Genomic DNA, 20,660 nt, shown 5'->3' on the forward strand with positions numbered 1-20,660 from the left:
TTCTTTTTATAAAAAATATGTTATTATCTTCTTTTTGGTTTCGGAATAAATGCTCCCGGAAAATTTTCTTTAATTTCTAACAAAGCTCTGTCTGCTTCAAGTCGGTTACGGAAATTACCTACATATACTTTATAGTTCGGGGTTTCATAATCGATCATAGCAGGGTAGGAATGCTTGCTCTCATAGTCTTTAAACACTTCGCTGGCTTCATTATTATCACCATAAAATAATTGGATCTTGTATCTGTCCCCAATTTTATTAGCTTCAGACATTTCTATTTTTAATTCCAGAAGTTTAGGAATTTTTTGATCCTGACTGATATTTATCCAGGCATCCTGAGCTGATATATTTGTGAACGAAATCGCTGTAAGGAAACCAGAAAAAATAAGGTTTTTTAGGTTTAGAATTCTCATAATCATTACATTTAAAACAAAGGTAAAACTAAATAACTTAAACAGGTCTTAATTTATTATTTAGAACAAATATAAATTATCGATTAACACATCTGTAACATTACTTAAATCCACTTTATATATTACTTTTGTGCACGAATTTCAAGGTACGGAAATACAATTTTATTGCTTTTATTAGTAGAAAAACCATACCAAAGTTTAGACGTTAATTCAACTTATAATATGAAAAAGGTGAAATACCGCCATTCAACTTCACGATTGCTGCTCTTAAGTGTAGCGTTTTTCTTATCGTTTACAGTTACTGGGATTGCTCAGGATGAGACTTCGGCCGATGCTTCTCAGGATCAGCAGGAGCAGGCTCAGGGAGAGGAGCAGACCGCGGGAGCGGCTGCAGCCACTGGTGGATTGGGAGATCCGGCTAACGGTAAATCTTTGTTTAACTCTTTGTGTGCTGCATGTCACAAACCTTATTCTGAATCTATAGGTCCGGCCCTTCATGGTGTTACCGAAGAGCGTGATATGGACTGGCTTTACCAATGGATCAACAATAGTACTAATCTAATTGCTTCAGGTGATCCTGAAGCCGTGGCTGTCTTTGAAGAATATAACGAGACGGTGATGCCTCCGTTTCCTCAATTGACAGAAACGCAGATTAATGATATTCTGGCTTATGTAGAGCAGCCAAAAGCTGAGGCTCCTGCCTCATCTGAACAAGCTGGTGCCGACGGTGCGTCTGGCGGTGGCGGTCAGGGAGCTTCAACTAATTTGATATTAGGGGTTCTTGCTTTTGTATTGTTAATGCTTTTGGTGGTGCTCTTTCTGGTTAATAAAACCCTTAGAAATTTTGCTGCGGCCAGTGGTGTGGTGATTCCAGAAAAGCCTAAAAGAAAGCCTTTATATAAATCTTTTGTAGAAAACCAGTTTCTTGTAGTAGTGCTGTCAATAGTAGTTTTGCTGGGTGTGGCTTATTATGGATATGGATATATGATGCAGGTTGGTGTGGATCAAGGTTACCAGCCAATCCAACCTATTCACTTCTCGCATAGAATACATGCTGGAGACAATCAGATAGAATGTAAGTTCTGTCACTCGTCTGCGCGTGTTTCAAAAACCTCTGGAATACCTTCGTTAAATGTGTGTATGAATTGTCATAAGTCAATTGCTGAAGTTGCTCCTGAAACAGCGACTGAAGAGTTTTCAAAAGAATTTTACGATAAAGAGATAGCGAAGTTATACGCTGCCACCGGTTGGGATCCTGGTTCCAGAACTTATTCAGGTGAAGCCAAGCCAGTGAAGTGGGTTCGATTACATAACCTGCCTGATTTTGCATATTTTAATCACTCTCAGCACGTTTCTGTTCAGGGGACGCAATGTCAAACCTGTCATGGTCCTGTTGAGGAAATGGAGGTAATGTATCAACATGCTCCCTTAACAATGTCCTGGTGTGTTAATTGTCACCGGGAAACTAAAGTCAATATGGCGGGCAATGAGTATTACGAGAAAATTCATGAAGAGTTAGCTAAAAAATACGGTGTAGAAGAAGTTACTGCTGCTGATCTTGGTGGTATAGAATGCGGCAAATGCCATTATTAAAAAATTTTTTCCTGCCGTCGAGCAGGCTTAATTTAGAAGTTAATATTTAGAAATATATGTCATCAAACAAAAAATACTGGACAAGTGTTGAGGAGTTGGATACAAACAACTCTATTGTTGAGGCACTACAACAGAAAGAATTTGTTGAGGAAATACCGGTAGATGAATTTCTTGGAGATAAACAATCTCTGGAAAGTTCTAAAACCTCAAGAAGGGACTTCCTTAAGTATGTTGGTTTTAGTACTGCAGCAGCTTCGCTTGCAGCTTGTGAGGGGCCTGTTATTAAATCTATACCATATGTGGTGCAGCCGGAGCGAATTGTTCCCGGTAATGCGAATTACTATGCAACTACAATGGCAGATGGTTTTGATTTTGCGGGTGTTTTGGTAAAAACCCGTGAAGGAAGACCAATAAAAATTGAAGTCAATACAATGGCTAATACAGGGGCAAATGCTCGGGTTCAGGCTTCTGTGTTGTCTCTGTATGATAGAAAGCGTCTTAAGAATCCAAAGGCTAACGGACAAAATATTTCCTGGGAAGAATTTGATAATTCAGTAAGAGGAAGATTGGAAAATGTTAGCGGTGAAATAGCCTTGCTAACACCTACGTTCGCAAGTCCTTCTACATCAAGAATTATTAGTGAATTTTCAGAAAAATACGGTAATGTAAGACATGTGGTTTATGATGCTGTTTCTGAAGATGCTGCTTTAAATGCATTTCAAGCCAGATATGGCAGACGTGCATTACCTAGTTATGATTTTTCTAAGGCTGAAACTATCGTTTCTGTTGGTGCAGATTTTCTGGGAGACTGGAATGGTGGTGGATATGATTCCAAATATGCCTTAGGGCGTATTCCAAAAGATGGAAAGATGTCCAGGCATATTCAGTTTGAAGCAAATATGAGCTTGTCTGGTGCTAATGCAGATAAGCGTGTTCCTTTGAAGCCATCTCAGCAAAAGGCTGTTTTGGCTGCTCTTTACGGATATATAGTGGGTGGTAGTTCAACCAGTAATCTTTCTTCAGAGCTTGATGATATAGTTGTTAAAGCTGCTTCTCAATTGAGACGTTCAGGTAGTAATGGGGTGGTATTGACCGGTCTTCAGGATAATGATGCACAGTCTCTGGCTTTAGAAATAAATGAAAGTCTCGGGAGCCAAGTAATGGATGTTGAAAATCCAAGATTGCTAAGGCAGGGAAATGCAGCTGCTGTTGCACAGCTTGTAAATGATATGGCTTCAGGTAATATTGGGGCAGTAATAATAGCTGGCGTAAATCCCGTTTATAGCTTGCCTAACTCATTAGAGTTTGTTGAAGGTCTTAAAAATGTAGAGCTTTCAGTAGCTTTTACATCTAAAGAAGATGAAACTGCAAAACTATGTGAATTCGTCGGTCCTACACCGCATTATCTCGAAAGTTGGGGGGATGTTCAGTTTGCAGCAAGAAACGTTACTTTAATGCAGCCTACTATTAGGCCTTTATTTAACACAAGGCAATTTCAGGATATTTTATTAAAGTGGAGTGATAATTCTCAGAACTATTACGAATATCTGCGTGAAACATGGACAGGTGCTTTGGGAGCAAACGCCTGGAGCCAGGCTTTGCATGATGGTGCTTTTGAACTGGATGCAACTTCTGAATTTGCTGCCGCGGATAATGCAGGAACGCTCCCTCAAATGAACAGTGGTGCTGCTGCGGCCAGAAATCTTTCTGCTTCGTTAGAAGAAGGGGATGGTCTTGAGCTTGAACTTTATACTTCTGTTGCTATGGGAGATGGTCAACAGGCAAATAATCCATGGCTACAGGAACTACCAGATCCTCTTACGAGAGTGTCATGGGATAATTATTTAAAAGTTTCCAGAGCAGACGCAGAAGCAATGGGGCTTGAAAACTATCATGTAGCCAACGGGGGTCTTAACGGAAGTAAAGTTAATATTATCCTTGGAGATACAGTTGTAAAGGATGTTCCTGTTTATATTCAACCTGGTCAGGCCAGGGGATCTGTCGCACTTGCTTTTGGTTATGGAAAGACAGAAGCTGTGCAGGATGAAATGAAAGTTGGTATAAATGCCTATCCTTTGTATAAGAATTTTAATTCTTTTCAAAAAGTTAGTATAGAAAAAGCTGAAGGAGTTCATGAATTTGCATGTGTTCAGCTTCATAATACTCTTATGGGAAGAGGGGATATTATTAAAGAAACCACATTAGAAATATTTAATACCAGGGATTATCATTTCTGGAATCCTGTTGCAGAAGTTTCTCTTAACCACCAGGAAACACCAGTTACTTCGCCTAAAGTTGATATTTGGGAAAATTTTGATCGCAGCATAGGACATCACTTTAACATGTCTATAGATCTTAATGCTTGTACAGGTTGTGGTGCATGTGTTATCGCTTGTCATGTAGAAAATAATGTTCCTGTAGTTGGTAAGGAAGAGGTAAGAAAATCCAGGGATATGCACTGGCTGCGTATCGACAGATATTATGCTTCTGAAGACGAAGGATTTGGAGCTGATATTGACACAAAGGAAACTATGAGCGGGTTAGGAAGTTCCCTTAGCACTTTTGCTGAATTGGAGAACCCTGCAGATAATCCACAGGTAGTCTTCCAGCCAGTTATGTGCCAGCACTGTAATCAGGCTCCTTGTGAAACTGTTTGTCCTGTAGCGGCAACTGTTCATGGACGTCAGGGGCAGAATCAAATGGTGTATAATCGTTGTGTAGGTACGAGATATTGTGCTAACAACTGTCCATATAAAGTCCGTAGGTTTAACTGGTTCCTTTATAACAAAAACGAAGAGTTTGATTATCATATGAGCAATGATCTTGGTCGTATGGTGTTAAATCCTGATGTAACTGTAAGGTCCAGAGGTGTGATGGAGAAATGTTCACTTTGTATCCAAAGAACTCAAAAAACAATCCTTGACGCAAAAAGGGAGGGAAGACCTGTTGAAGATGGAGAGTTCCAAACCGCCTGTTCACTTGCTTGTGACAAAGGTGCTATCGTGTTTGGTGATGTTAATGATGAGGAGAGCTTGATATATGAAAAAAGACAGGACGAAAGGATGTACCATATGTTGGAGTATCTTGGTACTAAGCCGAATGTGATGTATCAAACTAAAGTGAGAAATACGACAGACGCTTAATAAATCAATAATAAAGAATCAATTATAAAAAGGATATGTCTCATTACGAAGCACCTATAAGAAAGCCTTTAATAACCGGTAATAAAACTTACCACGACGTTACTCTGGACGTAGTTGCACCGGTTGAGGGAAGGGCTAATAAATCCTGGTGGATTGTTTTCTCCATTGCGCTTGTAGCCTTTATGTGGGGATTAGGATGTATAATCTACACCGTTTCAACCGGGATCGGTACTTGGGGATTAAATAAAACTGTGGGTTGGGCCTGGGATATCACCAACTTTGTATGGTGGGTAGGTATTGGTCACGCTGGTACACTTATTTCCGCTGTACTTTTGTTATTCCGTCAAAAATGGAGAATGGCTATTAACCGCTCTGCGGAAGCCATGACTATTTTCTCTGTAATGCAGGCAGGTCTTTTTCCAATTATTCACATGGGTCGTCCATGGTTAGCTTACTGGGTATTACCTATTCCTAACCAGTTCGGGACTTTGTGGGTAAATTTTAACTCACCGTTATTATGGGATGTATTTGCTATTTCTACTTACTTATCCGTATCGCTGGTTTTCTGGTGGACAGGTTTGCTTCCCGATTTTGCAATGATCCGGGACAGGGCTATTACTCCTTTCAATAAAAGGATCTATGGAATTCTGTCTTTCGGATGGAGTGGAAGAGCTAAAGATTGGCAGCGTTTTGAAGAAGTTTCACTTGTTCTTGCTGGTTTGGCCACACCATTAGTACTTTCAGTACACACCATTGTATCCTTTGACTTTGCAACATCCGTAATTCCGGGATGGCATACCACTATTTTCCCGCCGTACTTTGTTGCGGGTGCGATTTTCTCTGGGTTTGCAATGGTTAATACCCTGCTTATTATAATGAGAAAGGTTTCTCATCTGGAGGATTACATTACCATACAGCATATAGAACTGATGAATATCGTTATTATGATCACAGGTTCTATTGTGGGTACAGCATATATAACAGAATTAGTGATCGCCTGGTATTCAGGTGTGGAATATGAGCAGTATGCTTTCCTCAACAGGGCTACGGGACCTTACTGGTGGGCTTATTGGTCCATGATGACCTGTAACGTGTTCTCTCCACAATTTATGTGGTTCCCTAAGTTGAGAAGAAGTATAATGTTCTCCTTCTTTATCTCGATAGTTGTAAATATTGGAATGTGGTTCGAGCGTTTTGTGATTATTGTAACATCTTTGCACAGGGATTACCTTCCGTCTTCATGGACAATGTTCTCCCCTACATTTGTGGATATAGGGATATTTATAGGGACCATAGGATTTTTCTTTGTACTATTCCTTTTATATGCTAGATCATTCCCTGTAATTGCTCAGGCCGAGGTGAAGTCAATATTAAAATCTTCAGGAGAAAAATATAAGAGATTGCGTGCTGAACATGGCGATCATGTAAAGCATTATGATCCTAAACCAGTTCAACAACCATTAGCTAATTCTGCAAGGGGTGAGGAGAAGGCAAGAGAATTTAATAAATCTTTGCCAGGAGAAACTCAAGATAAAGGTGAAGAAAATGGACATGAAGGAACAGTGAATGCCAATTCTTTGACGACTAGTGAGGTTACAAGGGATAGAATTGACGAAATGTTAAGCAGAATCGGAATTTATGATCCTGCTACACAATCGCAGGATGACTTGCAAAAGCTTAAAAATGTAGGTCCTTTATTGGAACAGCGTTTACATCAGGTGGGAATATACCTTTTTGACCAGGTTAGCAGACTAACAGAGAGAGATTTTGAATTGCTTGATGAAGTTATTGATACTTTCCCAATTGCTGAAAAGCGTGAAAATTGGGTGGCACAGGCAAATGATTTAAAAAACAGGAAATAAGATGGCATCAAAAGTTATACACGCTATTTATAATGATGACGACTTGCTTTTGCAGGCAGTAAAGCAGGTTCGTGAAGCACGCTATCATATTGGGGAGGTATATACACCATTCCCAGTGCACGGTCTGGATAAAGTAATGGGACTGGCGCCAACCAGGCTTGCCGTTACATCATTCATTTACGGTGTTATTGGATTAACCGTATCCGTTTTAATGATTAATTATATAATGATAGAGGACTGGCCACAGGATATTGGAGGAAAGCCTAGTTTCAGTTTTCTTCAGAACTTGCCGGCTTTTGTGCCTATTATGTTTGAACTTACTGTATTTTTTGCGGCCCACTTGATGGTGATTACTTTTTATATGAGAAGTAAATTGTGGCCATTTAAGAAAGCAGAAAATCCTGATTTAAGAACAACAGATGATATGTTCCTGATGGAAGTTGATGCAGCAAGTCATAATATAGATGAGCTTACAAAGTTTCTATATGATACCGGAGCATCTGAAATTAAATTAATTGAAAATAAATAGACATAATGAAAAGTTTATTTAAAAGATTCTTATTGTTGTTCATTCTGGCTACAAGTGTGGTTTCGTGTGTGGAAAATAATAAGCCTAATTACGAGTATATGCCAAATATGTACCGTACGGTCCCTTATGAGACCTATGGGGAATATCCTGTATTTGAGAATGGACAGGAAGCAAAACTGCCTGTAGAAGGAACAGTATCCAGAGGATGGATGCCTTACCCATACGAGAATAGTGCAGAAGGTTATGCTGCTGCCAAAGAAAACCTACAGAATCCTTTGCCATATACAGAAGATAATCTTGCTGAAGGTAAACAGTTATATACAATTTACTGTGCGGTTTGTCATGGTGATGATGGAGATGGACAAGGAATTTTAGCTGAAAGGGAAAAGATCCTAGGAGTTCCGGCTTACGACGATGCTGGAAGAAATATTACAGAAGGTAGTGTTTACCATGTAATGTATTACGGTCTTAATAATATGGGGTCTTATGCTTCTCAAACTTCTATAGAGGAGCGTTGGTTGATCGATCATTACGTAATGAATCTTAAGGATCAGTTGGCCGGAAATCCGGAAAGAGAATTCGAAGTAGAAACTAATCGTTTCAACGAGGCTGAAAATCTTATTCCGGCAGTTAATGCAGATAAAGAAATGGTTTCCAAAGAGACTTCTACTACGGGTGAAGAGGAAGAAAATCAAAACGAAGAATAAAAGTATTTAGATCTATCAATATGTACACGCTATCCAGTAAATTAAAATTAACGGCAATTATATGTATGATTGTTGGTGCCATAGGTCTTATATACGGATTTATAGCCGCACCGGGTTCTGTGGAAGAGGTCAGGGAAATGATGGCATCTCACGGAGAGCACGAAGATGAAACGCACCAGGAGGTAACACACAACGAAGAAGGAATAGAGGGTGCTACAGAGCACAATTTGTCCAAAGAAAAAAATGATGCAGGCTATGAGATAGAAGGGGAGGGTGAACATGCCGAGGCAGGGTCACATGAAGATGAGCATTTAGAACATGTACTGCATCAATTACAGAATAAGCCATGGGCTGCCATATATGTAGCGGCGTTCTTTTTCTTTATGATATCCCTTGGGACACTTGCCTTTTATGCTATTCAATACGCAGCTCAGGCCGGTTGGTCACCAGTTTTATTCAGGGTAATGGAAGCTATATCGGCTTACCTGCTGCCTGGTGGTATAATTATGTTCGTTCTTCTTGTACTTTCAGGACTTCATTTAAATCATCTGTTTATCTGGATGGATCCGGAGGTGTTAGCCAAAGATGAAATTATTCAGAATAAATCATCATATCTTAATGTTCCGTTCTTCTTAATTAGAGCCGCGATTTATCTTGGTGGATGGATCTTCTTTGGATATTTACTTAGACGTAATTCATTGAGGAATGATGATGCTAATGATAATCGATGGTTTAAAACAAACTTCAAATTAGCTGCTGGATTCCTGGTATTTTTTATTGTTACAGAATCTATGATGTCGTGGGACTGGATAATGAGTTTGGATCCTCACTGGTTTAGTACCCTTTTTGGATGGTATGTTTTTGCCAGTATGTTTGTTTCCGGGATTACAACAATTGCCTTGGTAACCATTTATTTAAAGTCACGGGGCTATCTGCCGTTTGTTAACAACAGTCATATTCATGATTTAGCTAAATTCATGTTCGGGATTAGTATTTTCTGGACCTATCTTTGGTTTTCACAATTTATGCTGATTTGGTATTCTAATATACCTGAAGAGGTGGTATACTTTATATCACGTATGGAGGATTATGCCCTGCCTTTCTTTGGTATGGTTGCAATTAATTTTCTATTCCCTGTTCTGGTGCTAATGAATAGCGATTATAAAAGAGTCAACTGGTTTGTGGTAATGACTGGAATTGTTGTTCTAATAGGACATTACCTTGATATATTTGTTATGGTAATGCCTGCAACCGTTGGGGAATCGTGGTTTATTGGAATTCCTGAAATAAGTGCAGTGCTTTTCTTTGGAGGATTGTTTACTTTTGTGGTCTTTAATGCACTTACCAAAGCACCGCTTTTGGTGAAGAGAAACCCTTTCCTTAAGGAAAGCGAGAATTACCATTATTAATAAAGATTATTGTTTAAAGAAGAATTTATAAGATGACCGTATTTTTAGTAATAGTAGTACTGGCACTTCTTGCCGTAACGGGTTGGCAAATGTCGAAGATATTTCAGTTGTCAAGAAGTCCTGATACAGATACATCTGAAATCGCAAATGATAAGGATAATAACAGTCAGGGATTGTACATGATGATCTTTGTGGTACTGTTCTTTATTCTAATGGCTTACTGTTTTTGGTATTACAGTAAATTTTATCTTCCGGGGGCATCATCAGAGCACGGTTCTGAATATGATAGTCTGATGTTTATTTCCATTGCCGTTATTATGGTGGTACAGGTGCTAACTCAGGCCTTGTTGTTTTACTTTTCATATTATTATCGCGGGAATAAGCGTAAGAAAGCGCTTTTCTATGCAGATAATGACAAGCTGGAATTTATCTGGACTATAATCCCTGTTATTGTACTTGCAGGTTTAATTATATATGGTTTGTTCACCTGGTCCAGTATTATGAATATAAATGAAGAGGATGATCCGCTTGTAATAGAATTATATGCAAAACAATTTAGCTGGACTGCAAGATATGCGGGTGACGACAACACTTTAGGAAAAGCTAATGTACGCTTCATTGAAGGTGTCAATACAGTAGGTGTAGACGTTAATGATAGTTATGCTGAAGATGATATTGTTACAACAGAACTTCATTTACCAGTAGACAGACCTGTTCTTTTCAAGTTCCGTTCCCAGGATGTACTGCATTCTGCATACTTTCCACATTTTAGGGCGCAAATGAACGTAGTGCCGGGGATGATCACTCAGTTTGGCTTTACACCAACAATTACTACTGAGGATATGCGTCAGTCTGAATATATGGTAGATAAGGTGCGAACTATTAACGAAATCAGGAAAGACAATAGCGAGCAGTTGATGGCGAATGGAGAAGCTCCACTGGATTCTTATGAATTTGATTATTACCTCCTGTGTAACAAAATATGTGGAGTTGCGCATTATAATATGCAAATGAAGATCGTGGTAGAGAGTCCTGAAGATTACAACGCATGGCTTGCCGAGCAGCAAACTTTTGGTGCAACCATGGCAGACCAGGAGCCGCCAACAGGACAAGAAGCAGATATTAAGGAAGAGAAGCGGGAAGCACCAACAGAGGTGAGAGAAATGACCGAATCTATGGAACAAGGAGAAGAAATTTAAAAAGATTAAAGTAAAGAATTAAAGATATGTCAGCAATAGCAAACGCACCGGCTCAGGATCATCACGACGATCATGGACATCATCATAAGGAAACATTTATAACAAAATATATTTTTAGCCAGGATCATAAGATGATTGCCAAGCAATATCTTATTACTGGTCTATTAATGGGGGTTATTGGGATTTTAATGTCTATTCTTTTCAGAATGCAACTGGCATGGCCTGAAGAATCTTTTTGGATATTTGAAGCACTTCTTGGGAAATGGGCTCCAGATGGGGTAATGACCCCTTCTGTATACCTTGCCCTTGTAACTATCCATGGTACAATAATGGTATTTTTCGTGCTTACGGCAGGACTGAGTGGTACTTTTAGTAACCTTTTAATTCCTTTGCAAATTGGGGCAAGGGATATGGCTTCAGGATTTCTTAACATGCTTTCTTACTGGTTGTTCTTCCTTTCATGTATAATCATGTTAAGTTCGCTTTTTGTTGAAGCAGGCCCTGCATCTGCCGGTTGGACAATTTATCCGCCATTAAGTGCATTGCCACAGGCAATAGGTGGATCTGGTATGGGAATGACACTTTGGTTAGTATCTATGGCGATCTTTATTGCTTCTTCTTTATTGGGATCACTTAACTATATTGTAACTGTACTTAATCTTAGAACAAAAGGAATGTCTATGACGAGACTTCCTTTAACAATATGGGCATTCTTTGTGACTGCAATAATCGGGGTGGTTTCTTTCCCTGTATTACTTTCTGCAGCGCTATTACTTATAATGGACCGTAGCTTCGGAACATCTTTCTTTCTTAGTGATATCTATCTGGAAGGAGAAGTGCTTGCACACCAGGGAGGTTCTCCGGTTCTTTTTGAGCATTTATTCTGGTTCCTTGGTCACCCGGAAGTTTATATCGTTATCCTTCCTGCCATGGGAATCGCTTCAGAAGTTTTAGCAACAAACTCCCGTAAACCTATCTTTGGATACCGGGCGATGATTGCTTCTATTCTTGCAATTGCATTCTTATCAACAATAGTTTGGGGTCACCATATGTTCGTTTCTGGTATGAATCCGTTCCTTGGTTCTGTATTTACCTTTACAACATTATTAATTGCGATTCCTTCCGCAGTAAAAGCTTTTAACTGGATTACAACCATCTGGAAAGGAAATTTACAGATGAACCCAGCAATGTTATTTTCTATAGGATTCGTAAGTACCTTTATTACCGGTGGTCTTACAGGGATTATCCTTGGGGATTCAACGCTCGATATTAACGTTCATGACACATACTTTGTAGTAGCTCACTTCCACCTGGTGATGGGTATCTCGGCATTGTATGGTTTGTTTGCCGGAGTGTATCACTGGTATCCAAAAATGTTCGGAAGAATGATGAACAAGAATCTCGGTTATATACACTTTTGGGTAACAATAGCCGGAGCTTATGGTGTTTTCTTCCCTATGCACTTTATAGGTATGGCAGGTCTTCCACGTAGGTATTACACCAACACAGCGTTTCCATATTTTGATGACCTTCAGGATGTGAATGTTATTATTACAGTTTCAGCTATAATTACAGCACTGGTGCAGTTGGCTTTCATGTATAACTTCTTTGGTTCTATGTTCTACGGCAAAAAAGCTGTTCAAAATCCATGGAAAGCAAATACTTTAGAATGGACAACTCCGGTAGCGCATGTTCACGGGAACTGGCCTGGACCAATCCCTTCTGTTCACCGTTGGGCTTATGATTATAGTAAAACCAACAAAGATGGTGAATACGTAATCCCGGGACAGGATTATGTACCGCAAACTGTACCGCTTCAGGAACATGAAGAAGAATTGGGTGAGGGGCACCAGGTAGCCAATCCGTAAATAGAAATTTTTCAAGAGTAATTTTCTCTACTTTATAAGTTACATTCAAATGCCCCGCTATTTTTTTTGCGGGGCTTTTACGTTAAATCTACTTTTTCTGAATCTTTGGTCTGTCAATGAGATTTTGGGTTATTCAGAAGCTTTTGACATCGGGAGGTTTTTTCTTTTATCTTTGTGAACAGGTTGAAGAAGATAAGCTGAAGCCAACCCTAAACTTTGTGTATGAATGAAAATCTGGATCCTACCGGTGAGAATTTTTCTTCGGAAGAATTTGATGTAGAAAGAGCTTTGCGGCCGTTGAGTTTTGATGATTTTGCGGGACAGGATCAGGTGCTGGAAAACCTGAAGATCTTCGTTCAGGCTGCGAACCAAAGAGGCGAAGCATTGGACCATACTCTTTTTCATGGTCCTCCCGGTTTGGGAAAAACCACACTTGCCCATATTTTAGCAAACGAACTCGGTGTTACACTCAAAGTCACTTCCGGCCCGGTTCTGGACAAACCTGGTGATCTTGCCGGTTTGCTAACAAACCTTGAAGAAAGGGATATTCTTTTTATAGATGAAATCCATCGGCTAAGCCCTGTTGTGGAAGAATATTTATATTCTGCCATGGAGGATTATCGTATAGACATAATGATAGAATCGGGGCCAAATGCGAGAACTGTTCAGATTAATCTAAATCCGTTTACCCTTGTTGGTGCCACTACGCGTTCGGGTTTACTTACCGCACCTATGAGGGCGAGATTTGGTATTTCCAGCAGGCTTCAATATTATACTACAGAATTACTTTCTGATATTGTACAACGTAGTTCAGAAATTCTTAATGTTCCTATTGCTCTTGATGCTGCCATCGAAATCGCGGGAAGGAGCAGGGGGACTCCGCGTATAGCAAATGCGCTGTTAAGGCGTGTCCGGGATTTTGCCCAAATTAAAGGAAACGGAAAAATAGATCTGGAAATTGCAAAATATGCCCTCAAAGCTTTAAATGTCGATGCACATGGCCTGGACGAGATGGATAATAAAATATTAAGCACGATAATTGACAAATTTAAGGGTGGTCCTGTGGGCATCACCACCCTGGCCACCGCGGTTAGCGAAAGTGCCGAGACCATAGAGGAGGTTTATGAGCCTTTTCTTATCCAGCAGGGCTTTATTTACCGCACTCCGCGTGGTAGGGAGGTCACCGAGGCCGCTTACAAGCATCTGGGACGGATAAAAGGCAATGTCCAGGGCGGACTTTTTTAAACTGAAGCCAAAAAATGGCAATTTCCGCTTTTGCGGGGGCTTTTTGCCTTCCCGGAATTGCAGTTACTGCCTCACATTTTTATTAACTTCTAAAACATTCCTCAAAAATGGCAAATATCGATATACCTACAGTCTCATCTTTCCGGTTTCTTAAAAATGCCAATCTTATCCTTCGGAATCCGTTGCCTTTTCATCGTGAAAACTTTGAAAAGCTTGGGGATATTTTTCAGGTGGACCTTGGTTTCAGAAAAAATGTGATCTTTTGTCGTGATGCCAATTTTGCCGAATATGTGCTAAAAAAGAATCACAAGAACTACCATAAATCCACAATTCAGACAGAAGATATGGCCAAATATCTTGGCCACGGACTTTTAACCACAGACGGGGAAGAGTGGAGGAAGCAAAGGCGAATGATTCAGCCTGCTTTTCATAAAAAACAACTTGCGCAGTTATTAGATAGCGTAGATGCGGCAATAAAAACTGAAATTAATAGGGTAGAAGCCGGAAAAGCAATAGATGTTTTCCCAATTTTTAATGATCTCGCTTTCCAGACGGTGGTAAAATCTCTTTTCAGCAGTGCGGCAGGGCAGGAGGAAATCAACCGGCTACAGTACATTACAGAGGCTGCTCAAAAAATGCTGGTAAAGGAATTACGGCAACCTTTTAAGGGCTGGTGGTTTAAACTGAGCGGCCAAATTAAGCACCACCTGGAACTAACGGAGGAAGCCAGGGAAATTCTGAAGAAGATAGTTGCAGAGCGCAGGCAAAGCGGCCAAAGACAGGACGATCTGCTGGATATGTTGCTGGATGCACGTTATGAAGATGGCGAAGGAATGAGCGAAAAGCAGCTAATAGATGAAATTCTGATTCTGTTTACTGCAGGTCACGAAACCACTTCCAATGCACTTACTTTTACTGCCAAATTGCTTGCAAACAATTCTGACGTTCAGGATAAAATTGCTGCTGAAGTAAAAGAAGCTAGGACAAATTCAGAAAATCACTTTGAGTTTCTGAAAAATTGCACTTATACTTCCCAGGTTGTGGAAGAAGCTATGCGGCTGTATCCGCCGGTTTATTTTATAGATCGGGTGAATCTTGAAGATGATGAATTTAATGGAATTCATATTCCGAAGAATTCCAGTTTGTTGTTTTCGCTTTACGAGATCCATAGAAACCCGGAGCATTGGAAAAATCCAGATGAATTTGATCCAGACAGATTTGAAGGAGGCGGCAATAAACATGAGCCATATTATTTTCCGTTTGGAGCAGGTCCAAGAAAATGTATTGGCAACAATTTTGCAATGTATGAGATGATAATGACGGTTGCAGAATTAATTTCACGTTTTAAAATTTCAGCTCCTTCAGAAGAAATTGAAATTCAGCCGCTAATCACAGTGAAGCCGAAAAATGCCATTTTGGAGTTCACATCCAGGTAAGAATGAATAACCAGAAGAAATATTCAGAAATGATAAAAACCGAAGCCAAACGTCTCGGTTTCTTATCTTGTGGTATTTCTAAAGCAGAATTTCTTGAAAAAGAAGCTCCCAGGCTGGAAAATTTTCTTCAGAATAACATGCATGGGGAGATGCGATGGTTGGAGAATCATTTCGATAAGCGCCTGGATCCTACAAAACTCGTCGAAGGATCAAAAAGTGTAATTTCTGTTTTGCTCAACTATTATCCACACGATTTTCAGAAAGAGGATTCTTATAAAATCAGCAAGTACGCCTATGGTCAGGATTATCATTTTGTCATTAAAGATAAACTGAAGCAGTTGCTGCATTATATGCAGGACGAAATTGGTGAAATTCAGGGTCGTGCTTTTGTAGATTCTGCGCCGGTTTTGGATAAGGCCTGGGCAGCAAAAAGTGGACTCGGTTGGATTGGGAAACATTCAAATCTTCTCTCCAAGCAAACCGGCTCCTTCTATTTTATTGCCGAATTAATTGTGGACCTGGAGCTGGATTATGATGCTCCTGTCACCGATCACTGCGGAAGCTGTACCGCCTGCATCGATGCCTGTCCCACAGATGCTATTGTGGAACCTTATAAAGTTGATGGCAGTAAATGCATTTCTTACTTCACCATTGAACTGAAGGATGAATTGCCAAATTCGTACAGTGGTAAATTTGATGATTGGATGTTTGGGTGCGATGTTTGCCAGGATGTTTGCCCCTGGAACCGATTTTCCAAACCTCACAATGAACCACTTTTTGATCCGCATCCACAACTGCTGGAAAATGAAAAAAAGGACTGGGAAGAGATCACAAAAGACACTTTCAACGAAATTTTCAGGAAATCTGCCGTAAAAAGAACAAAATTTGAAGGTTTAAAGCGGAATATGAGGTTTCTTCAGAAGTAACTGAGCCTTTTTCGGCTGACACACCTTAAAAAAGGGCAGATTAGTTTTTTATTAAAAAAGACCACCTCCAAATTTGCCAATTATCGATCTTCTATATAGGGTTTGTCCTTCTTAAATCCTTCAGTTCTTCAAAATTTCACTTTTTTTATTGTTTGTGTAATAAACCAATTTTTCTGTCACTAAACAGGTAAAGACAATTTTGAGCAAAGATTTCTACACCCAATTTATTCTTCCGTATGCCGGGATTATCATCAAAATCTGCAGGGCGTATACAGATACCGAAGAAGATTTTCAGGATTATTACCAGGAGGTTTGTCTGCAAATATGGAATAGCCGTAAGAATTTTAGAGAAGAATCTAAATGGTCTACCTGGATTTATAGGATTTCCCTGAACGTGTGTATGAGTCTTTTGAGAAAGAGCAAAAAGAAACAGTTTCGGCCTTCAGATTATATTGAAGTTCAAAATGTGCCGGATGAGCAGAATTCTTTTCAGGATGAGTCATTGAAGCTATTATACAAGGCTATCCGCCAACTTTCAGAACTGGATAGGGCTATTATTTTACTCTACCTGGAAGAAAAATCTTATAAAGAAATTGCTGCTATTATAGGAACTACTTCAAATAATATTGGGGTGAGAATTACACGGATTAAAAAACAACTAAAAAATTTACTTGATGGAAAGATCTATTGAAAATATTTGGAAAAAAGGATTTGAAGCTGAAAAAATACTTTCAGCTCCGGTGGTGTCTAATCTTTACGAACGCAAGTCAACGCTGCTTATCGAGCAAATGAAAAGAACCACCAAAAAGGACAATTTCAGTTTAATTCCTGTGGGGGTCGTGATTTTCGGGATCTTGATTTTTATGGGTCAGGTCATTTTAGGTTTTTATTTCGCTGTTTTGATTACGCTGCTATATTTCTCAAACAAAAGAAAGCTGAAAGAACTGGAAACATTGGATGTTAAAAACAGTACCTATGATTATCTTTTGAATTTCAGAAATCAGGTAAAAAGTATTATGAGGCATTCCACATGGCTTGTGGGAGTGGGTTTTCCTTTGGTAACTATCCCGGCTTACTGGATATTCTTTCGGGACACCAAAGTAATGACCATATTCACACAGCTCGGTTTAGCTGAGGAGATCTTCATTGTCTTAGGCTTAGCTGTGCTGTTCTCTATATTGGGAATTTTTGGTTTTCGCTTAAGTACAACAATCATTTATGGAAAATTACTGGCCAGGCTGGAAAGTACTATTGAAGATATGGAAGAGCTGATGAAGTCTTAATGCCTGCGGCACAATTTTAAGGTGGAGGTATTAATAAACTTTTGCTTCAGTTTTCTAAAGAAACCTTGTTATATTTGTTAGTAAGGCAAAAAAGAATTTTATGAGTAATAAAGCAAGGAAGAGACGGGAAGCATTGGTGTATCATGCTAAACCGAAACCCGGGAAAATAGAAGTAGTACCAACCAAGAAATATGCTACACAAAGAGATCTGTCCCTGGCTTATTCTCCCGGTGTTGCAGAACCTTGCCTGGAAATCGAGAAAGATAAGGATAACGCCTATAAATATACAACCAAAGGAAATCTGGTAGCGGTAATTTCTAATGGAACTGCTGTACTCGGTCTTGGTGATATTGGTCCGGAGGCTTCTAAACCAGTTATGGAAGGGAAAGGGCTTTTGTTTAAAATCTTTGCAGATATTGATGTTTTTGATATTGAGGTAGACACCAAAGATGTAGATAAATTCATTGAAACAGTCAAGAATATTGCTCCGACTTTCGGCGGAATAAACCTTGAAGATATTAAAGCTCCTGAGGCTTTTGAAATTGAACAACGGCTAAAGGCAGAACTGGATATTCCGGTAATGCATGACGACCAGCACGGGACCGCAATAATTTCGGCAGCTGCATTGTTAAATGCGCTGGAGTTGGCGAAAAAGAAAATGGAGAAAGTGAAGATTGTGGTAAGTGGCGCAGGTGCGGCTGCAGTCTCCTGTACAAAGCTATACAAGGCTTTTGGTGCAAAAGATGAAAATATTGTGATGCTGGACAGTAAAGGGGTAATCAGAAAAGATCGTCCCGGCCTGTCGGAAGAAAAACTTGAATTTGCCACCGAAAGAAAAATTGATACTCTGGCGGAAGCCATGAAAAATGCCGATGTTTTCGTGGGACTTTCCATTGCCGATATTGTATCTCCGGAAATGCTTACCAGTATGGCGAAAAGGCCAATTGTTTTTGCAATGGCAAATCCAGATCCCGAAATTGATTATCAACTGGCTATGGATACCCGAAAAGACATTATCATGGCCACGGGTAGAAGTGATCATCCTAATCAGGTAAATAACGTACTTGGATTTCCGTTTATTTTTAGGGGAGCATTGGATGTTCGGGCTACGAAGATCAATGAAGAAATGAAAATGGCTGCGGTAAAAGCCCTTGCAGAGCTTGCAAAAGAGGCTGTTCCTGAGCAGGTGAATATTGCCTATGGCGAAACCCGCTTAAATTTTGGTCCCGAATACATTATTCCGAAGCCTTTTGATCCGAGATTAATTGCAAAAGTGCCACCGGCAGTGGCAAAAGCTGCTATGGAGAGTGGTGTTGCAAAAGAGCCTATTCATGACTGGCAGAAGTATGAAGATGAACTGCTGGAACGTATGGGTAATGATAACAAAATTACCCGTCTTCTTCTTAATCGTGCAAAAACAAATCCGAAGCGAATTGTTTATGCTGAAGCAGATCATCTGGATGTTCTTAAAGCTGCTCAGATTGCGAATGACGAAGGAATTGCAATTCCTATCCTTCTGGGTAGAAAAGAAGTGATCCAGGAACTAATGGCTGAAATTGACTTTGATGCCGATGTGGAAATTATCGATCCAAAATCTGACGAAGAGGAAGAAAAGCGTAATGCTTATGCCAACGTTTACTGGAAAACCCGAAACAGAAGCGGAATCACCCTATATGATGCTCAGAAATTAATGAGGGAGCGTAACTATTTTGCCGCAATGATGGTGAATGAGGGGGATGCCGATGCATTACTTTCCGGCTATTCCAGGGCTTATCCTGCAGTGGTGAAACCAATGTTGGAGCTTATAGGTATGGCAAAGGGAGTAACCCGGGTTGCCGCAACCAATCTTATGAATACTGGACGAGGACCTATTTTTATTAGTGATACCTCAATAAATATAGACCCTACGGCAAAGGATCTGGCAAAAATTGCACAGATGACGGCGAAAACCGTTCAGCTTTTCGGAATGGATCCGGTGATAGCCATGATTTCCTACGCCAACTTTGGGTCGTCCAAAGATCCGAGGGCGAAAAAAGTGAAAGAAGCTGTCTCGTACCTTCATCGTTCTCATCCGGAATTAAAAGTTGATGGGGAACTGCAGAGTGATTTTGCACTTAATAAAGAAATGCTTCAGAGTAAATTTCCGTTTTCGAAACTGGCAGGAAAGAAAGTGAACACTTTAATCTATCCTAATTTGGATTCAGCTAACAGTACCTACAAGTTAATAAAAGAACTTAATAATGTAGATTCTATAGGTCCTATCATGATGGGGATGAGAAAACCCGTTCATATTCTACAGCTGGGTGCCAGTGTTGAAGAGATGGTAAATATGTCTGCCGTTGCAGTAGTAGATGCGCAGGAGAAATCTAAAAAGGCAAAGAAGTAGTTGTCTGCCAAAGCTTTAAACAGATTTTAGCCTTATCTTAATTTCACTACATTTGAGCCCTATATTTTCTTTTAAGTTATGATCCATCATTTAAAGGGGCAGCTCATTGAAAAGAACCCAACTTTTGTCGTTATTGAATGCGGCGGAGTTGGGTATTTTGTTCATATTTCCCTTCACACATTCTCACTCATTTCTGCTTCTGAAGCAATTAGCATCTACACCCATTTACAGGTAAAGGAAGATTCCCATACCCTTTTTGGCTTTAAAGAAAAATCGGAAAGAGAAATTTTCCGGCTTTTGATTTCCGTTTCAGGAATTGGAGCCAGTACCGCCCGTACCATGCTTTCTTCACTGGAGCCTAACCAAATAAAAGAAGCAATTGCAAGCGGGGATGCGGCAACCATCCAAAGTATAAAAGGAATTGGTGCTAAAACTGCACAACGGGTAATTCTTGACCTTAAAGATAAGATACTAAAGGTGTTTGGTGCCGATGAAGTTTTTGTCTCTTCAAACAATACTATTAAAGAGGAAGCGTTATCTGCTTTAGAAACCCTTGGCTTTGCCAGGAAACAAGCAGAAAAGGTTATTGACAAAATTCTAAAAGAGACTCCAGACCCAAGCGTGGAGTCCCTGATAAAGCAGGCGCTTAAAAACTTATAAT

Annotated in this window: 16 protein-coding genes; 15 read left to right on the forward strand and 1 reads right to left on the reverse strand. The window is 39.8% G+C overall.

Annotated features, from left to right (window positions below):
- Window positions 1–23: 23 nt before the first annotated feature.
- Entirely contained in the window at window positions 24–413 is a 390-nt protein-coding gene (locus RM549_RS05755) for an SPOR domain-containing protein (protein WP_311682702.1), read from the reverse strand.
- A 222-nt stretch (window positions 414–635) separates the two neighbouring features.
- On the opposite strand from RM549_RS05755, the gene RM549_RS05760 reads away from it, so the two are divergent.
- The 15 genes from RM549_RS05760 (at window position 636) to ruvA (ending at window position 20,659) form a co-directional block, all read left to right on the forward strand.
- Entirely contained in the window at window positions 636–2,006 is a 1,371-nt protein-coding gene (locus RM549_RS05760) for a c-type cytochrome (RefSeq protein ID WP_311682704.1), read from the forward strand.
- A gap of 56 nt (window positions 2,007–2,062) precedes the next feature.
- Window positions 2,063–5,149, forward strand: a complete 3,087-nt coding sequence (locus tag RM549_RS05765; RefSeq protein ID WP_311682706.1) for a TAT-variant-translocated molybdopterin oxidoreductase — start codon at window positions 2,063–2,065, stop codon at window positions 5,147–5,149.
- 35 nt (window positions 5,150–5,184) lie between these two features.
- Window positions 5,185–7,011, forward strand: a complete 1,827-nt coding sequence (gene nrfD / locus RM549_RS05770) for an NrfD/PsrC family molybdoenzyme membrane anchor subunit (protein WP_311682708.1) — start codon at window positions 5,185–5,187, stop codon at window positions 7,009–7,011.
- Window position 7,012: 1 nt separating this feature from the next.
- Complete coding sequence (locus RM549_RS05775; RefSeq protein ID WP_311682710.1) at window positions 7,013–7,540, forward strand: DUF3341 domain-containing protein; 528 nt, start codon at window positions 7,013–7,015, stop codon at window positions 7,538–7,540.
- Between the two features lie 5 nt (window positions 7,541–7,545).
- A complete protein-coding gene (locus RM549_RS05780) occupies window positions 7,546–8,247 on the forward strand; it encodes a c-type cytochrome (RefSeq protein WP_311682712.1) in 702 nt (233 codons plus the stop codon).
- 20 nt (window positions 8,248–8,267) lie between these two features.
- Window positions 8,268–9,656 carry a quinol:cytochrome C oxidoreductase gene (locus RM549_RS05785; protein ID WP_311682714.1) on the forward strand — a complete coding sequence of 463 codons (1,389 nt, stop codon included), beginning with the start codon at window positions 8,268–8,270 and terminating at the stop codon, window positions 9,654–9,656.
- A gap of 32 nt (window positions 9,657–9,688) precedes the next feature.
- A complete protein-coding gene (locus RM549_RS05790) occupies window positions 9,689–10,855 on the forward strand; it encodes a cytochrome c oxidase subunit II (protein ID WP_311682716.1) in 1,167 nt (388 codons plus the stop codon).
- A gap of 26 nt (window positions 10,856–10,881) precedes the next feature.
- Window positions 10,882–12,723, forward strand: a complete 1,842-nt coding sequence (locus RM549_RS05795) for a cytochrome c oxidase subunit I (RefSeq protein WP_311682718.1) — start codon at window positions 10,882–10,884, stop codon at window positions 12,721–12,723.
- A 222-nt stretch (window positions 12,724–12,945) separates the two neighbouring features.
- Window positions 12,946–13,968, forward strand: a complete 1,023-nt coding sequence (gene ruvB / locus RM549_RS05800; RefSeq protein WP_311682720.1) for a Holliday junction branch migration DNA helicase RuvB — start codon at window positions 12,946–12,948, stop codon at window positions 13,966–13,968.
- Window positions 13,969–14,075: 107 nt separating this feature from the next.
- On the forward strand, window positions 14,076–15,404 hold the full coding sequence (locus tag RM549_RS05805) for a cytochrome P450 (protein ID WP_311682722.1): 1,329 nt from the start codon (window positions 14,076–14,078) through the stop codon (window positions 15,402–15,404).
- Between the two features lie 2 nt (window positions 15,405–15,406).
- Window positions 15,407–16,330 carry a tRNA epoxyqueuosine(34) reductase QueG gene (gene queG / locus RM549_RS05810; RefSeq protein ID WP_311682723.1) on the forward strand — a complete coding sequence of 308 codons (924 nt, stop codon included), beginning with the start codon at window positions 15,407–15,409 and terminating at the stop codon, window positions 16,328–16,330.
- A 199-nt stretch (window positions 16,331–16,529) separates the two neighbouring features.
- Window positions 16,530–17,021: an RNA polymerase sigma factor gene (locus tag RM549_RS05815; RefSeq protein WP_311682725.1), complete on the forward strand. Its 492-nt coding sequence runs from the start codon at window positions 16,530–16,532 to the stop codon at window positions 17,019–17,021.
- Complete coding sequence (locus RM549_RS05820; RefSeq protein ID WP_311682726.1) at window positions 17,005–17,613, forward strand: hypothetical protein; 609 nt, start codon at window positions 17,005–17,007, stop codon at window positions 17,611–17,613. Before RM549_RS05815 ends, RM549_RS05820 begins: the two co-directional genes overlap by 17 nt.
- A gap of 100 nt (window positions 17,614–17,713) precedes the next feature.
- Window positions 17,714–19,999 carry an NADP-dependent malic enzyme gene (locus RM549_RS05825; protein WP_311682727.1) on the forward strand — a complete coding sequence of 762 codons (2,286 nt, stop codon included), beginning with the start codon at window positions 17,714–17,716 and terminating at the stop codon, window positions 19,997–19,999.
- A 78-nt stretch (window positions 20,000–20,077) separates the two neighbouring features.
- Window positions 20,078–20,659, forward strand: a complete 582-nt coding sequence (gene ruvA, locus RM549_RS05830; protein WP_311682729.1) for a Holliday junction branch migration protein RuvA — start codon at window positions 20,078–20,080, stop codon at window positions 20,657–20,659.
- Window position 20,660 lies beyond the last annotated feature (1 nt).

It is taken from the genome of Autumnicola patrickiae, from assembly GCF_031846525.1.
GTDB lineage: Bacteria > Bacteroidota > Bacteroidia > Flavobacteriales > Flavobacteriaceae > Autumnicola > Autumnicola patrickiae.

Bases quoted from the DNA above. Each gene is read 5' to 3' on its own strand.
- RM549_RS05755 (WP_311682702.1), bottom strand. From the start codon at position 413: ATGAGAATTCTAAACCTAAAAAACCTTATTTTTTCTGGTTTCCTTACA.
- RM549_RS05760 (WP_311682704.1), top strand. From the start codon at position 636: ATGAAAAAGGTGAAATACCGCCATTCAACTTCACGATTGCTGCTCTTA.
- RM549_RS05765 (WP_311682706.1), top strand. From the start codon at position 2,063: ATGTCATCAAACAAAAAATACTGGACAAGTGTTGAGGAGTTGGATACA.
- nrfD (WP_311682708.1), top strand. From the start codon at position 5,185: ATGTCTCATTACGAAGCACCTATAAGAAAGCCTTTAATAACCGGTAAT.
- RM549_RS05775 (WP_311682710.1), top strand. From the start codon at position 7,013: ATGGCATCAAAAGTTATACACGCTATTTATAATGATGACGACTTGCTT.
- RM549_RS05780 (WP_311682712.1), top strand. From the start codon at position 7,546: ATGAAAAGTTTATTTAAAAGATTCTTATTGTTGTTCATTCTGGCTACA.
- RM549_RS05785 (WP_311682714.1), top strand. From the start codon at position 8,268: ATGTACACGCTATCCAGTAAATTAAAATTAACGGCAATTATATGTATG.
- RM549_RS05790 (WP_311682716.1), top strand. From the start codon at position 9,689: ATGACCGTATTTTTAGTAATAGTAGTACTGGCACTTCTTGCCGTAACG.
- RM549_RS05795 (WP_311682718.1), top strand. From the start codon at position 10,882: ATGTCAGCAATAGCAAACGCACCGGCTCAGGATCATCACGACGATCAT.
- ruvB (WP_311682720.1), top strand. From the start codon at position 12,946: ATGAATGAAAATCTGGATCCTACCGGTGAGAATTTTTCTTCGGAAGAA.
- RM549_RS05805 (WP_311682722.1), top strand. From the start codon at position 14,076: ATGGCAAATATCGATATACCTACAGTCTCATCTTTCCGGTTTCTTAAA.
- queG (WP_311682723.1), top strand. From the start codon at position 15,407: ATGAATAACCAGAAGAAATATTCAGAAATGATAAAAACCGAAGCCAAA.
- RM549_RS05820 (WP_311682726.1), top strand. From the start codon at position 17,005: ATGGAAAGATCTATTGAAAATATTTGGAAAAAAGGATTTGAAGCTGAA.
- RM549_RS05825 (WP_311682727.1), top strand. From the start codon at position 17,714: ATGAGTAATAAAGCAAGGAAGAGACGGGAAGCATTGGTGTATCATGCT.
- ruvA (WP_311682729.1), top strand. From the start codon at position 20,078: ATGATCCATCATTTAAAGGGGCAGCTCATTGAAAAGAACCCAACTTTT.